Annotated in this window: 15 protein-coding genes; 4 read left to right on the top strand and 11 right to left on the bottom strand. The window is 65.6% G+C overall.

All coding sequences use genetic code 11. The features are described 5' to 3' along the window. Positions 1-35 precede the first annotated feature (35 nt). Positions 36-647, top strand: a complete 612-nt coding sequence (locus tag HBE63_RS05800; protein ID WP_166903899.1) for a TetR family transcriptional regulator — start codon at positions 36-38, stop codon at positions 645-647. Between the two features lie 18 nt (positions 648-665). Here HBE63_RS05800 and HBE63_RS05805 read toward each other — a convergent pair whose 3' ends face one another. From HBE63_RS05805 to HBE63_RS05845, 9 genes are all read right to left on the bottom strand, one after another. Then, a complete protein-coding gene (locus HBE63_RS05805) occupies positions 666-1,493 on the bottom strand; it encodes a TIGR03619 family F420-dependent LLM class oxidoreductase (protein ID WP_166903900.1) in 828 nt (275 codons plus the stop codon). Positions 1,494-1,598: 105 nt separating this feature from the next. Then, positions 1,599-1,712 (bottom strand): hotdog domain-containing protein, encoded by a 114-nt coding sequence (locus HBE63_RS31850; protein WP_166903901.1) that lies wholly within the window; start codon positions 1,710-1,712, stop codon positions 1,599-1,601. Positions 1,713-1,721: 9 nt separating this feature from the next. Further along, on the bottom strand, positions 1,722-2,849 hold the full coding sequence (locus HBE63_RS05815; RefSeq protein ID WP_166903902.1) for an NDMA-dependent alcohol dehydrogenase: 1,128 nt from the start codon (positions 2,847-2,849) through the stop codon (positions 1,722-1,724). Then, the gene (locus HBE63_RS05820; RefSeq protein ID WP_166903903.1) at positions 2,846-4,351 is read right to left on the bottom strand and encodes a class I adenylate-forming enzyme family protein; all 1,506 of its coding nucleotides are present in this window, start codon (positions 4,349-4,351) and stop codon (positions 2,846-2,848) included. The genes HBE63_RS05815 and HBE63_RS05820 overlap by 4 nt, the downstream gene beginning before the upstream one ends. After that, a complete protein-coding gene (locus HBE63_RS05825; protein ID WP_166903904.1) occupies positions 4,344-5,804 on the bottom strand; it encodes a class I adenylate-forming enzyme family protein in 1,461 nt (486 codons plus the stop codon). Before HBE63_RS05825 ends, HBE63_RS05820 begins: the two co-directional genes overlap by 8 nt. Further along, on the bottom strand, positions 5,797-7,245 hold the full coding sequence (locus HBE63_RS05830) for a class I adenylate-forming enzyme family protein (protein WP_166903905.1): 1,449 nt from the start codon (positions 7,243-7,245) through the stop codon (positions 5,797-5,799). The genes HBE63_RS05825 and HBE63_RS05830 overlap by 8 nt, the downstream gene beginning before the upstream one ends. Then, the gene (locus tag HBE63_RS05835) at positions 7,245-8,018 is read right to left on the bottom strand and encodes an enoyl-CoA hydratase/isomerase family protein (protein WP_166903906.1); all 774 of its coding nucleotides are present in this window, start codon (positions 8,016-8,018) and stop codon (positions 7,245-7,247) included. Before HBE63_RS05835 ends, HBE63_RS05830 begins: the two co-directional genes overlap by 1 nt. Positions 8,019-8,021: 3 nt before the next feature. Beyond that, positions 8,022-8,828 carry an enoyl-CoA hydratase/isomerase family protein gene (locus HBE63_RS05840; protein ID WP_166903907.1) on the bottom strand — a complete coding sequence of 269 codons (807 nt, stop codon included), beginning with the start codon at positions 8,826-8,828 and terminating at the stop codon, positions 8,022-8,024. Positions 8,829-8,837: 9 nt separating this feature from the next. Then, positions 8,838-9,632, bottom strand: coding sequence for an enoyl-CoA hydratase/isomerase family protein (locus HBE63_RS05845; RefSeq protein WP_166903908.1), 795 nt, complete (start codon positions 9,630-9,632; stop codon positions 8,838-8,840). Between the two features lie 108 nt (positions 9,633-9,740). Between HBE63_RS05845 and HBE63_RS05850 the strand changes: the two genes are divergently transcribed. Genes HBE63_RS05850 through HBE63_RS05860 form a run of 3 tightly spaced genes read left to right on the top strand, consistent with a single transcriptional unit; the run spans position 9,741 to position 12,622 of the window. Then, entirely contained in the window at positions 9,741-10,496 is a 756-nt protein-coding gene (locus HBE63_RS05850) for a FadR/GntR family transcriptional regulator (protein WP_166903909.1), read from the top strand. Beyond that, positions 10,486-11,388: an enoyl-CoA hydratase/isomerase family protein gene (locus HBE63_RS05855; protein WP_166903910.1), complete on the top strand. Its 903-nt coding sequence runs from the start codon at positions 10,486-10,488 to the stop codon at positions 11,386-11,388. The genes HBE63_RS05850 and HBE63_RS05855 overlap by 11 nt, the downstream gene beginning before the upstream one ends. Positions 11,389-11,440: 52 nt before the next feature. After that, positions 11,441-12,622 carry a thiolase family protein gene (locus HBE63_RS05860; RefSeq protein WP_166903911.1) on the top strand — a complete coding sequence of 394 codons (1,182 nt, stop codon included), beginning with the start codon at positions 11,441-11,443 and terminating at the stop codon, positions 12,620-12,622. Here the strand turns inward: HBE63_RS05860 and HBE63_RS05865 are convergent. Continuing rightward, entirely contained in the window at positions 12,609-13,448 is an 840-nt protein-coding gene (locus HBE63_RS05865; RefSeq protein WP_166903912.1) for a MerR family transcriptional regulator, read from the bottom strand. The genes HBE63_RS05860 and HBE63_RS05865 overlap by 14 nt on opposite strands. A 9-nt stretch (positions 13,449-13,457) precedes the next feature. Beyond that, the gene (locus tag HBE63_RS05870) at positions 13,458-14,999 is read right to left on the bottom strand and encodes an NAD(P)/FAD-dependent oxidoreductase (protein ID WP_166903913.1); all 1,542 of its coding nucleotides are present in this window, start codon (positions 14,997-14,999) and stop codon (positions 13,458-13,460) included. Between the last annotated feature and the right edge of the window lie 16 nt (positions 15,000-15,015).

Raw genomic sequence — 15,015 nt, forward strand, 5'->3', positions numbered from 1 at the left:
GATTGAATTCTAGTTTTGCGGAGGAGCTCGTTCGGATGCCGCGCGTCGGAACACCACGGGAGCCGGGGCAGGCCTCGACGCCCCGTCAACTGGCACGCAACGCCGCGATTCTTGGCGCGGCCGCCCGCTTGGGGACACTGCACGGGCTGGAGCGGGTCCAGATGGCGGACATCGCCGCTGAGGCCGGCGTCGCTCTCGGCACGCTCTATCGCTACTACCCGACCAAGCATCACCTGTATGCAGCGGCGCTCGCCTCGTCCATCCGGGCGATGCCCGAACCGACAGGTATCCCGGACGACCCGGTGGTGGCCGTATGTGGCTTCTTGGGTGAGGCCGCCGACAGACTGCTGGCGCAGCCGCGATTGGCTCGGGCAATGCTGGTTTCCATCAACGCTATTCGGTCGTCGGCAGACGCACCGGCAGATCTGTCGACGCGTGAGCGGATCTTGGCCATGGCAGGGGTTGTCGAACCCACCGACGAGGATCATCGGCTGGCCCGGCTGGTTGAGCAGTGCATGTACGGGATCCTGACCTGGGCCACCGCGGGGCAACTCGACGCGCAGAGCGCGGTCGCGGATGTGCGGTACGCATGTGAACTGCTACTGGCGCCGTGGAATGAGCGAGTTGCGGGCACACGACATGTGTGAACCACACGGCGGTGTGACTTACAACGGGTCCCCGATTTCGCGCAGGGCCGCGAGCTGATCACCGTAATGGTTGGCGCTGTCCGCGCTCACCGTGCAGTGGGCGATCGTCGCACCGACCTCGCGTAGCTGTTCCAGTCGTCGGCGTGCTCCGTCGGGGTCGCCGAGCGGATCTAGCGCCGCGCCGGGGGCCAGAACGACCTCAAAGCCCTCGGGCGGGCGGTGGACGGCGAGAAACTCGGCGATCGTCTCAGCGGACAGGCCGAACGGCATCCACCCGGTCCCGAGATCGACCGCGCGGCGCAATGACCGCTTGGTGCGGCCACCCACCCACAACGGTAGATCGGTTGTGGTCGCGTGCGGTTCGATGCTGAAGCCGTCCACCACAGGCCGGCCCCAGGCGGCCCGAAGCTTTGCGATATCCAGGTCAGCCGCCGCACCGCGGCCGTGCCACTGGGCGCCGAGCAGCTCGAACTCCTCGGTCAATGACCCCACACCGACACCAAGGATCACCCGTCCGCCACAGAGCCGGTCCAGAGTTCCGTAGCTCTTGGCCAGTGCCACCGGGTGGTGATATCCGAGCACCAGCACTGCCGTGACCAGCTGGATGCGCTGGGTCCGGGCCGCCAGAAACGACAAGGTGGCCAGTGGATCCCAGTACACCGTGCCGCGCACTCCGGCAGCCGAGGCGGGGATCCCGGTGTGCTCCGCGCAGGTGAGATGGTGGAACCCCAGCGCGTCTGCGGCTTCGGCGATCAACGCCAGCTCGCCAGGTCCGGCGTCGGCCTCCCACGGGGAGGTCATACCGGGATGTTGCATGACTACGGGGGTGGATAGTCCGAGCCTCACGGCGCAGCCTCCTTAGCGGTAATCGTGGCGAAGCTGACGGTGGCCACGACGGCCAGATCCTTGTCCGGAACCGTGAAGATGTCTACCTGAATCACCATGGACCGTTTACCACTGTGCACGATGGGCCACGGCCCGCGCGGCGCCACTGGTGACCGGGCGCAGATACCGCAGATTCAAATCCGACGTCACGACACTGTGGCCCGGTGGCAGCTGCCGCATCGCCAGCAGTCACCGGTCCGCCTCGGTGTAGCGGATGACACCGCGGATGTTGCGCCCCTCCAACATGTCCCGGTACGCATCGTTGATCTGGTCGAGGCGGTACTCGCGGGTCACCATGTCGTCGAGATTCAACCCGCCGAGTTGATAGCGGCTCAGCAGCTCGGGGATGTCGAATTGCGGGTTTCCGCCGCCGAACAGGCTGCCCTGCAGGCTCTTCTGCAGCAGCGTCAAGCCGGCCAGGTTCAGCGTGGTGTCGGAATCGACGACATTACCCATCGCCGTGAGCACACACGTACCGCCTTTTGCGGTGAGCTGCATCCACGACTCCACTTCGCGGCCGTCAATGCGCCCGACGGTCACGATGACCTTGTGGCACATGCGGCCGCCGGTCGCTTCGGCCACTCCGGCCAAGGCGGCCGCCACATCTGGGTAGACCGCGCGCGCACCGAATTTCAGTGCTTGCTCGCGCTTCCACTCCACCGGGTCGACGGCGAAGATGCGCCGGGCTCCGGCGATCGCCGCGCCCTGTAGCGCCGCGGTGCCGACACCGCCGATGCCGATGACCGCCACGTCCTGGCCGGGCCGAACGTCCGCACTGCGTACCGCCGAGCCGTAACCGGTGGTCACTCCGCAGCCCACCAGGCACGCCACCTCGAAGGGGATCGTCGGATCGATCTTCACCACGGACGTCCGATGCACGACGACGTACGGCGAGAAGGTGCCGAGCAGTGACATGGGAATCACGTTCTTTCCCTTGGTCTGTATACGGAATGACCCGTCGGAGACCGAGGCGCCCGCGAGTAGTCCCATTCCGAGGTCACACAGATTGCGCAGGCCGACCTGGCAGGCGGGGCAGCTGCCGCAGGAAGGGATGAAGGACATCACCACGTGATCGCCGACCTCCAGGCCCTCGGTCTCCGGCCCCACCTCGACGATCACCCCGGCGCCTTCATGCCCACCCAGGATCGGAAAGTCGGCCATCGGGATGTCTCCGGTCATCAAATGATGGTCGGAGTGGCACAGCCCCGCGGTTTCCAGGGCCACCTTGACCTCGCCTTTGCGGGGGTCGCCGATCTCGATCTCCTCGATCGACCACGGTTGACCGAAGTCCCATACCAGGGCACCTTTGGTTTTCATCGTTGGACACCTTCCCTCAACATGGCCCGCAGCGCGGTGTTGTCGACCTTCCCGGTGGCTCCGCGCGGAACCGCGTCCTCGTGGTCGAGCAGCAGCCACAGCGTGGGAACCTTGAACGAGCTGATGGAGACGTGAGCCTCGGTGCATAACGCCTCTACCGAGAGCCCGTCGACCACTACAGCCGCACCAACCCGATTGGCCTGGCCAACAGGAACATTCACAACGTGAGCGGTCCGGACTCCTGGAACAGACCGCAGCGCACGCTGAACCTCGCTGGGATAGACCGTGGCGCCACTGACTTTGAACATGTCATCGGAGCGGCCACGGTAGAACAGGAATCCGTCGCGATCGAGGTAGCCCAGATCACCGGTGGGGTAGTAGCCGTCCGGAGTGAAGACGTCCTCGCGACTGCGTCGGCAGATCCCACGCATGACATGCCGCCCGCGGATCTGGATCTCGCCGACGGCGCCCGCGGACTGTGTTGTGCCGGTTTCGGTGTCGACGATGCGAACATCCATGCCGTCGAACGGCTTGCCGCAGCTGCCCCAGGCCGATTCCGGCATGTCGGTGTCGGACTGGTATCCGCAGTACGGGCCGAACGATTCGGTCATCCCCAACAATGACGCCCGCGCTCCGGGACGTGACCGCATCTCAACCGGCAACAGCGCCTCAAGGCTTCCCGGCTGCAGTGTGGTCAGCTCTGCGGTGCCCGCATGGCGGGCCAGTGCCTCAGCCTGTTCGGGCCAGCCGCGAAACAGGGTGACCCGCTGGCGCCGCAGCAGTTCAAGGGTGGAGTCGGGACGGGGGATTGGCTCGGTCACCAGGGTGGCCCCGGCCAGCAGGGCAGAAAGGATTCCAGCGCCGAAACCGCCTACCCAGAAGAACGGCATGGGCAGATAGAGCCGGGTGTCGGGGGTGATGCGGCGGGCGTCGAGGCCGGAGCGGACGGCGCCCAGGGCATTTCGGTGCGAATGAATGGTCCCTTTGGGTGGCCCGCTGCTGCCCGAGGTGAACATGATCACCATCGGGTCGCTCTCCCGGACCCGGGCGGCAAGCGCATCGGCCGTGGCCCGTGGTCCGCTGAATAGCAGCGTCTCCCCGGCGGTCCACACTGCACGTAGCGCGGGCAGTCGACCGATTTCCACCGGGTAACGATGACCCCGGAATTCCTCGACCGCGATGAGGAACTGCACCGATGCCATCCGTAGTTGCGCCGCGAGTTCGCCGGGGCGCAGCAGTGTGCTCAGCGGCACCAGTACCGCACCGATCCTGGTGAGCGCGATGGCAATCCGTACCCAATCGACGCCGTTGGGCATCACGAGGCCGACCCGGGAACCTTTGGTGACGCCGTTGGCGAGGAATCCAGCTGCCAATACTGCTGTACTGGAATCCAGTTCGGTGTAGGAGAGCCGGGTCATGGGGTCGATCACCATCGGTTTCGATGCCATGGTTGCGGCACGCTCACGCAGCACGGTGTCGATGGTGAGGGCGGCGTCAGACATCGAACAGTCCCGCCAGCGCAGTGGTGTCGACTTTCCCGCTCGATAGCACGGGCAGTTCCTCCGCTCGCAACACCGCGAACCTGCGGGGCACCTTGTAGGCCGACAGTCGGGTACGCAGAGCGCGACACACCGCGGCCTCGTCGAACTGCGTCGAGTCGTTCATCACCACGACGGCAGCCACGACCTGCCCCCGGTCGGGGTCGGGCAGGCCGAGCACGTGTACTTGAACCTGGGCCTCGGCTTCGGTCAGGACTTCCGTCAGCGCCTTCTCGACCTCACCAGGTGTGACATTCGCACCGGCCGTTTTGATCATCGCGCCGGCTCGACCGAGAAAATAGAAGTATCCGTCGTCGTCGACGCGCACCAGATCGCCGGTGTGGAACCATCCGTCCACGTCAAAGCAGTCGTCGCGGTTGCGTCCGTAGTAGCCCAGCATGAGATACGGTCCGCGCACACACAATTCGCCCGACGGCAGCACTCTGGTCTCGAATCCGGGTGCGGACCGCCCGTAGCTGCCGCGACGATGCTCCGGCTGATCGCGTACGTCCTCGTCGATCAACACCACGCTGCCGGTCTCGGTCATGCCCAGTATGTTGTGCCGCAGTTCGGGATCATCCGGCCGGGCGTCGGGCGCCATGACCGGATACAGATTGCCCCGGGACGCCGTGAAGATCCGGTCGGGGTAGCTGGGGTGGCGTGTCAGGTTGGCGATGCCCGCGACGAAACCATTGGTGACGGTGGGTTTCTCAGTATCCAGCAGGTCGAGAGTGACGCCGGCATCGGTCGAGTTAGAGCAAATCAGCGTGCCCCCGGCGGCCATGGTGGCCAGTAGCCCGAAGGCGAACCCCCCGATCCAGAAGAACGGCGAGTTGCAGAACAGTCGGTCAGCGGCGGTGAGCCCCCGAATCTCGTTGAGATTGCGCTGATGTGCCACCAGTGCGCCATGTGTGTGCACCACGCCTTTGGGGGTGCCGGTGGACCCCGATGTGTAGATGATCGCCAACACGTCCGACTCTTCGACATCGTCTTCCAGCCCGGTCAGCCCCGGTCCGTCGGCGTGCGGCATCTCGAACAGCACGTGCCGCAGACCCGGGGCTTCGATATCGGCAAGACGTTGCACATAGTCGTTGTTGCGGTAGCTGCGCGTCGACAGCAGGATTCCGGTGTCGCTGTTGCGCAACTGGGTCCGCAGTTCGCTGCCGGTGAGGAAGGTCGAGTACGGCACCACCACCGCACCGATTCTCGCGGCGGCGAGCATGGCCACCACGAAGTCCACGCCGTTGGGGTAGAGCAGACCGACGTGGGTACCTTTGCCTGCACCCAGTTCGATCAGCCCGGATGCCACCGAGGCGGAGCGACGTTCGGCCTCGCCGTAGCTGATCCCTTCGTCGTCACAGATCAGCAGCGGGTGCTCGGTGCATCCGCGCAGAAGTCCGGGAACGGTGTCAGGCACTGGCAGAGAAGTACTCCCGTACGGCACCCAGGTCGGCCTTGCCCGACGGGGTGCGGGGGATCGAGTCGACAATCGCGATCCTGGTGGGGATCTCGTACCGGGCGAGCCGGCCCTGCAGAAAGTCGGTGAGTTCGGCCGAGGGGGCAGGCGCGCGCAACTCCACCATCGCCACCGGTGTCTCACCGAGCCGGTCGTCGGGCAAGCCGATCACAGCCGCACCGAGGACGGCCGGATGGCTCTCCAGTGCGGTGCGGACATCGTCGGGCATGACCTTGAATCCGCCGCGGATGATGGCCTGATCGGCGCGGCCGAGAATCCAGACGAAACCGTCGGCGTCGATGCGGGCCAGGTCGGTGGTTCGTATCCAGTCCGCGTCGGCATCGAACTGTGCCGGTTTGACCTCCAGCAAGCCTTTCTGATCCGACCCCAACGGGTCGCCGTCCTCGTCGACCACCTGCAGCTGGGCACCGGGATTGGCCCGGCCCACACTGCCGCGCTTGTCATTCCAATATTTGTTGTGGTCGGCGAGGGTCCAGCTCGCCACCCCACCGCCGAACTCGGTCGCGGCGTAGGAGGTCAGTACCGGGATACCGAACTTCTCGGTGAAGGCGTCGGCGTCGTCGGCCGACAGTGGGGCGGTACCGGAGGTGACCGCGCGCACACTGGCGAGGTCGTCGCGGGTGAGGTCGGAGTCCAGCACCATGCGCAGTGCGGCCGGCACAAGTGACACCGCCCGAGGCTGGTGCTCTCGCACGGCATCGGCCCAGCGTTGGAGCTCGAACTTGGGCAGCAGCACGAATGATCGCGCTTCGGCGATGCACAACAGCACCCGGAACACTCCGCCGACGTGGACCAGCGGTGAGTTGACGATGGCCACCCCGCGTCGCAGTTCGGTTGGTGCCGGGGCATTCTCAGGATCACGCCCGATGACGCTGCGGGCCAGCATGTCGTAGGTGAGGTCTACGCGTTTCGGTGGACCGGTGGTGCCGCTGGTCAGCATCCACACCGCCACGCCGGGGCGTCCCGCATCGTGGTGGGGGCTCACGGCGGCGGTGACCCCGGGTGCGGTGTCGAGATCGCTGATCGTCACTGTTGTCGTCGTGGGGGAGCGAGACGCCAGGTTGGCGATATCGTCGGCCAGGCCAATGAGTACCGGCACGGCGAGGGCTTCGATGTCGGCGCGGGTGCGCTCGTCACCGCGGGACGGATTGATCACCACGACGGTGCCGCCGGCGGCCAGCACACCGAGTAGGGCCGCCACATGGGCGGGCTGGTTGCGCAGCATGATCCCGACCCGCAGACCCACCGACACCGCGCCGATGTGCCGTGCCAGCGTCGCGACCTGGCCCCAATTGCCCCATTGCCCGTCGTACTGGATGGCGTTCGCGGCAGGATCGAGATCGAGTACGTCGTTGATGCGCTGTGAAAGCGGGTGGGCCATCAGCGGATCCGGGGTGTTGTCTTGGGCAGGGGACGGTCGGCCAACTCGGCCTTGGCGATCGGATTGCCGAGGCGGGTGTAGATGAGTCCCTGATCCATCGCGGCGCGGTAGGGCTTGTCCAGAGATTCCCAAATGGCCTTCACTGTGCCCTGGGTGGCCGTCGGCGGTTTCGCCGCAATGGTCGCAGCAATCTCGTGCGCGCGGTCCCACAACTGATGTCTGGTCACCACTTCGGTCACCAGACCGATCCGCAGCGCGGTGTCGGCCCCGACCCGTTCGTCGTTGCCCATCAACGCCATCCGCAGCGTGTCACCGAGCCCGACCCGGCGCATCAGGCCGATCGGCTCCAGTGCCGAGACCAGCCCGGCGCTGACGTGAGAATCGAAGAACGTGGCTTCCTGCGAGCAGATCACCACGTCGGCCTCGTTGACGAAGTACAGCGCGCCGGCCGTGCACATCCCCTGCACCGCACACACCACCGGCTTCCACATCTTCTGCCACTTCGGGCTGAGGAGTTCACCGGGATCCTCGTGGTTCCAGACGATTTCGGGCTGTCCGTAACTGGACTTCACGTCCAGCCCGGCGCTGAACGCGCGGTCGCCGGCCGCCCGCAGCACGACGGCGTTGATGCCCTCGTCGTCCTTGATGGCGTGCCAGGCGTCGCGCATCTCGTTGCACATGATGCGGTTGAACGAGTTCAGGGCTTCGGGCCGGTTCAGCGTGACCGTGGCGACGCGGGACTCGTGGTCGGCGTCGAGGAGAATCGTGTCCATGACCTAGCGCGCCTGCCAGTTGGGCTTACGCTTCTCCACGAAGGCCCGCGGCCCCTCGAGCGCATCCTCGGTCCGGACGACCCGTTCGCGGAACGTCTCGGCCAGGATCTCGCCCTCGTGCAGCGGCAGGTCCAGCGTCTTGTGAATGGCCAGCCGGGTGCCCCGGACCGCCAGTGGCGCATTGAGACACACCGTGTCGGCGATTTCGTGGGCACGTTCCAGCAGCTTGTCGTGCTCGACGATCTCGGTGATCAGTCCGAGCTCGTAGGCACGTTCGACGGTCATTCGCTCGTGCTTACCCATCAAGGCCATTCGCAGCGCCACTGATCGGGGGAGTGCGCGGGCCAGTCTCACCATCTCGCGAGCGGCGACCAGGCCGATGCTCACGTGTGGGTCGAAGAAGGTCGCCTTGTCCGAGGCGATCACGATGTCGCCGGTGGTGACCCAGTCCAGCCCGGCACCGCAGCAGATTCCGTTGATCGCGACGACCACCGGCTTGGCCATGGTGCGAAACGGTGGGGTGCCCTCCTGCGGTGCCTCCCACTGTTCGTAGGTGGACAGGTAGGGGCGCTCGTTGAGGACCTTGCCGTCGCCGGGGATCTCCTTGACATCGGCGCCGGTGCAGAACGCCCGGCCGGTGGCGGTGACGATCATCAGCCAGATGTTGTCGTCGGTTTCGGCCTCGTCGTAAGCGGCCCGCAGTTCGGTGATCATGTGCGGGGACAACGCGTTGAGCGCATCCGGCCGATTCAGGGTGATGGTGGCTTTGTGGCCGTCCACCTCGTACTTGATCGTGTCGTAGTCGGTCATCGATTCCTCTTATCGTCCGGTGAAGTCCGGATCGCGGTGTTCCCGGAACGCGGCCAGGCCTTCTTTGAAATCGCCTGTGCGGCAGGAGAGTTCCAGGTTGGACAATTCTTGATTCATGGACTGGGTCAGGGTGGCGTGTTGGCCGTAGGCGATGGCCTGTTTGGCCAGCCCGATCGCGACGGTGGGTCCGGCCGCCAGCCGGGCCAGGAGTTGTTCGGCCGCGGAGTCCAATTCATCGGCGGGAACGGCGCTGTGGATCAGTCCCCACTCGGCGGCCTGTGAGCCACTGACTTTCTCGCCGAGCAGGAGCATCCGCTTGGCCCGGGCCACTCCCGCCAGTCGCGGCAGCAGCCAGGTCGCCCCGGAATCGGGGGTGAATCCCCGGCTCATGAACGGCTCCCAGAACGTCGCGCCGGTGTCGGCGATCGTGAAGTCGGCGGCCAGCGCGAGGTTGCAGCCCAACCCCACCGCCCAGCCGCGCACCGCGCACACCACGGGCAACTGGATGGTGGCCACCAGTTCGATGACCCGGTGCGCCGTGTGCGGGATCCGGCGGACCAGGTCGCCGGTACGGGGGCGTTGTCCGGTGCTGTTGGTGGCGACCCAGTCGGCTCCGGCGCAGAAGTCCTCCCCGGCGGCGGTGATGACGACGGCGCGCAATGACTCGTCATAGGCAGCTGCCGACAGTGTGGCGACCAAGCTGTCGATCATGCTGTGACTCAATGAGTTACGCCGCGACGGCCGGTCGAGTGTGATGCGCAGGACCGCGCTGTCGCGGGATGTCGATATCGCCTCGTCGCTCACTTGAAACCGCCTTCCCAAGCCATACAGTTGCCCATACAGTAGACGATGCGATTACTATCCTGTACAAGTTAGCAAGGAAAGGCCGTCAGCGGAACAGGGGAGGGGCAGGTGCCGGTACATCGGATACGCCAACCTCGGGTGGCCGAGATCGTCGCGTCCAAACTGCGCGACGACATCCTGTCCGGGCGCCTGCGTGAAGGTGACATCCTGCCCACCCAGGAGAACTTGTTCCAGCAGTTCGGGGTCAGCCCGCCGGCGTTGCGGGAAGCCATCCACCTGCTGGAGACCGACGGTCTGATCTCGGTGCGCCGCGGAAACGTCGGAGGAGCGGTGGTGCAGATGCCCTCGGCCGACCGCACCGCCCACATGATCGGCATGGTGTTGCAGACTCGGGCCGCAACGCCCGCCGACGTGAGCGAGGCGCTGCTGCGCCTGGAACCGATCTGCGCCGGGATGTGTGCGGCCCGTGAGGACCGCGCTACCGAGGTGGTGCCCCATCTGCAGGCCGAGATCGACCTTCAGGCAGCGCAGTTCGGCGATCTGTCGCAATATGTGCCCAATGCCAGACGGTTTCACGAGGCCTTGGTGTCCCGGTGTGGCAACGAGCCGATGATCCTGCTGATCGGCTCGTTGGAACTGATCTGGTCGGCGCACGAATCTTCGGTATGGGGCGACGACGTCGATCAGAAGACCATGCGCGCCGCGCTACGTGACCATCAGCGCCTGCTCGACGCCATCTCCGACGGCGACGTGGCCCGTGCCACCAAACTCGCCGCCGACCATCTCACCGCCGCCCGGCGCACCACGCTGGCTGCCGGTAACGACAAAACCATTGAAGCGAGGTTGATTTCGCATGACAGATGACCGGGTCCTGTTCGAGGTCGATGCGGATCATCGCATCGCCACCATCACGTTCAACAATCCCGAGCGGCGCAACTCCTATGACGCGGCCATGCGCGACGAGGTTGCCCGCTACCTCGACATCGTGGCCGACGATGACGATCTGACCGTGGTGCTGTTACGCGGGGCCGAGGGTGTCTTCAGTACGGGCGCGGATATGAACAACGCCTACGGCTGGTACGGCGAGGGCGATGAGCGCTCGCGCGAAGAGCAGAGCGGTGGAGTCAGAGCTTCCTCAAAAAAGTCTCGGCCCAGCCAACGCCGCCGACTTACCGTGGACCGCAAGTCGTTTGGCTTCTATCACAACTTCATGGGTTTCCCGAAGGTCACCGTGGGTGAGATCAGCGGCTACGCGCTGGGCGGCGGATTCGAGATGGCATTGATGACCGACATCTCGGTAATCGCCCGCGATACCAAGATCGGCATGCCTGCCACCCGTTTCCTCGGTCCGGCGCTGGGCAGCCTGCACATGTTCTTCCATCGCCTCGGCCCGGTGCTCGCCCGCCGCATGCTGCTCACCGGCGACACCGTCGAGGCCGGTTCCATCGAACACCTCGGCATCTTCACCGACACCTGTGATGCCGATCAGGTGACGGCGCGGGCGCAGTACTGGGCGGCCAAGGCGGCCAAGATGCCGGCCGACGGGGTGGTGATCGCCAAGGAGGCGTTCCGGCTCGTCGAGCAGAGTCAGGCCTATCAGGGCGAGGAGGTGGCCAGCTACATCTTCCACGCCTACGGCACCAACCTGCAGTTCTCGCCTGGTGAGTTCAACTTCGTCAAGACCCGCGCGCAGCATGGCACCAAGGAAGCGTTCCGGCTGCGTGACGAACATTTCCACGTCCCCGAACCGCAGTAGAAACCCGTCCTGATACCGTTACATAAACACGATATAGCGTAAAGGTGAAACTATGCCAACACCCGTAATCGTGGGCGCTGCCCGCACCGCGATCGGCCGCTCCTTCAAAGGCACGCTGGTCAACACCACTCCGGAGACCCTGATCACCACGGTGCTGCCCGAGGTCGTGCGTCGCGCCGGGATCGCCCCGGAGGCCATCGACGATCTGATCTTCGCCGAATCCAATTACGGCGGTGGCGATATCGCGCGCTACGCCGCCGACGCCCTGGGCTGGGAGTCGGTGCCCGGCCAGGCCGTCAACCGGCACTGTGCCGGATCCCTGACCGCGATCGGCAACGCGTCGGCCCAGATCGGCTCCGGTATGGAACGGGTCCTGGTGGCCGGCGGCGTGCAGTCGCTGTCTTCGTCGCCGCTGATGAAGTGGCGCGTGCCGGGGTTCGGGCCCGAGATCGAGTTCATCGAGCCGTGGATGACCCCGACGCATGTCGAGACCCCGGATTCGCCGATGCGCGACATGTCGATCACCGTGGGCTGGAACACCGCGCAGGCCGCCGGGATCACCCGTGAGGATATGGACGCCTGGGCCGCGCGGTCACATCAGCGGGCCATCGCCGCCATCGACGCGGGCAAGTTCCTCGACGAGATCGTTCCGCTCAAAGTCGCCCAGCCCGACGGTTCGGTCATCGAATTCAGCGTCGACGAGCACCCGCGCCGTGGCACCACCGCCGAGAAACTCGGCGAGCTCAAGGTCCTGCACCCGGAGATCGAAGGATTCTCCATCACCGCGGGCAACAGCAGCGGCACCAACGATGCTGCCGCTGCTGTCGCGCTCGTCGGCGACGACTACGCGGCCGCGGAGAATCTCAATGTGCTGGCCAAGGTCCGGGCCTGGGGTTCCGTCGGTGTTTCTGCCAAGGACACCGGGCTCGGGGGTGTCAAGGTGATCGGCCACGTGCTCAAGCGCGCCGGCCTCAAGCCCTCGGATGTCACGTTGTGGGAGATCAACGAGGCCTTCGCCTCGGTGCCGATCGCGGCGGTCCGCGAGTACGGCATCGATGAGGAGCTGGTGAACTTCTCCGGCAGCGGCTGCAGCCTCGGCCATCCCATCTCCGCGTCGGGCGCCCGCATGGTCACCACGCTGATCTACGAGCTGCAGCGTCGCGGTGGCGGTATCGGCGTGGCCGCGATGTGCGCGGGCGGCGGTCAGGGTGGCGGGCTGGTCATCGAGGTTTAGCTCGTTTGGCGTGAGGCCGATGGGGAGCATCCGGTGTGATCTCCCCACCGGGCTTACGTTCGGCGGTGATCTCCGGGCCCGCCTCCGCGGTGCCGGCTGCCTGGTACTCGTGCAACTCGGCGCGGACAGCTTCGTCGAACGCCCGGTCCAAACTGGCGTGAGCGAGTCGTCTCGCCGCCCTGCGCATGGCGTCTACAAGGTCTGCGGCCCAAGCTAGTTCGGCATCGTTGGTAGGTAGCCACCCCGGCCCCCGCTGCCGGACAACCTCGGTATGGCCGCCGCGGGTCAGCTCGCGAGCGGCGGCGTCGAGCTTCTTGTCGACGGCTGTAGTCGTTCTGAGAACTATCGCGAGCGGCATTCCCCGGGAGACGAGTGAGGCGAAGTCGTCGATTAGGCGTGCATCGGTGACCGAGTAGACGTTTTCGTCAGCAGTTGGCTCGATCAGACCGTGGGTGGTCAGCCGGCGCACCATCGACGGGTCCAGCTCGCCCAGCCGCTCCTCAAGCTCCTCGAGGGACATGGTGCGTGTCTCCGGGCGCGACCACGGTGCGGTCACCAATTCCTCAAGGTCGGACAGATCCAGGACATCGACGAGGTTCTGTCCGGGCTGCAGCCCGGACAGGAACTTCATGATGTGCTTGACCGTGAAGCCCTCACCGAGCAAACGGGTGATCGCGCGCAGTTGGCGCAGGTGTCGATCGGTGTAGATGGCCACCCGGCCCCGACGCTGTGGCCGGGGCAGCAGCCCGCTGTCCTGGTAGACGCGTACGTTCCGGGTCGTCGTCCCCGCCTCCCGGGCGAGGTCGTCAATCCGATACTCGGTCACCACGGAATCCTATCCGGTGGCAACGGAATCACCGCCGGTCTGCGCCAGGGCGGTCTGGTTGTCGCGGCCCGCCGCGGTCTCGTTGTCGCGACGCGCGGTGATCTTGTAGTCGTGCAGGTTGACCGACTTCAGCTGATTGACGTATTGCGTGGCGAACCCCGGATACATGGTCGCGTTGAAACCGTCGTCGGTCAGGTACCAGCTCTGGCAACCGGAGTTCCACGTCGTGGACTCCAGGCGCCGTTGGATGTCCTCGTTGTAGCTGTCCTGGGCCTCCGGTCGGACATCCAGCGACTTCCAGCCATGCTGCAGGAGCGTGGAGACCGCCTCGACGATGTAGTTGATCTGAGCCTCCATGTACACCAACGCCGAACTGTGGCCGGGCCCCGAGTTCGGGCCGAAGGTGAAGTACAGGTTGGGATAGCCGGATACCGCAACGCTGCGGTACGCGAAGGCGCCGCGACTCCATTCGGCGGCCAGCTCACGGCCTTCGACCCCGGTGATCGGGAATGGCGTGCCGGCCTTGGAGACATCGAACCCGGTGGCGAACACGATGCAGTCGAATTGGTGCTCGATACCCTCGACGGTGCGAATTCCGTTGGGGGACAACCGCGCGATGGGCCAGGTCACCAGCTTGCAGTTGTCGGCCTGCAGGGCGGGGTAGTACTCGCTGGTCATCAGGAGCCGCTTGCAACCGGCGGAGAAATCGGGCGTCAGCTGTCGCCGCAACCACGGATCCTTCACCTGCAGGCGGAGATTGGCGCGGCTCACCGTCTCGACCAGCCGAGTGAACGGGCTGTCCCAGACCACGCCGAGGGCGACCGACTCGTGTCCCCAGAACCAGGCGTTCCTCATGAGGCTCTGGGTCAGCGGGAGGTTGCGGTACAGGCGCTTGAGCCGACCACTGGTCGGGGTGTTGACTCGCGGCAGCACCCACCCGGGGGTGCGCTGGAAGACCTTGACCGACTTCGCCGTCTTCACCAATTCCGGCACGATCTGCACCCCGCTGGCGCCGGTCCCGATGACCGCGACCCGTTTGTCGGCGAAATCGTAGTCATGGTCCCACCGGGCGCTGTGGATCTTGTGGCCCTCGTAGGTGTCGATCCCGGGGATGTTCGGGAAACTCGCGTTGGACAGCGGACCGGAGGCGACGATCACGGTCCGGGCCCGCACCGACTCCCGGTCTTCGAGGTCCAGGGTCCACTCGCCGGCGACCTCATCGTAGGACACGCCGGCGACCGTATGGTCGAACCGGATCTTCGGTCCGACGCCGGACGATTCGACCATGCCGTCGATGTATTCGAGGATCTCGGCACTGCCCGAATAGGTGTGGGACCAGTCCGGGTTGGTGGCGAAGCTGTACGAGTACAGCCGGGATGGGATATCGCAGGCCGCGCCGGGATAGGTGTTGTCGCGCCAGGTTCCGCCGACCCGCGAATCGCGCTCGTAGATCACGAAGTCGGTGATGCCCTCGGCTTGGAGCCGGATGGCTGCGCCGATGCCGGCGAATCCGGCACCGATGATGGCAACGGACGGCGAAGAAGAAGTCATGTCGTCGATCGATTCT

This window comes from Mycobacterium sp. DL440, assembly GCF_011745145.1.
GTDB lineage: Bacteria > Actinomycetota > Actinomycetes > Mycobacteriales > Mycobacteriaceae > Mycobacterium.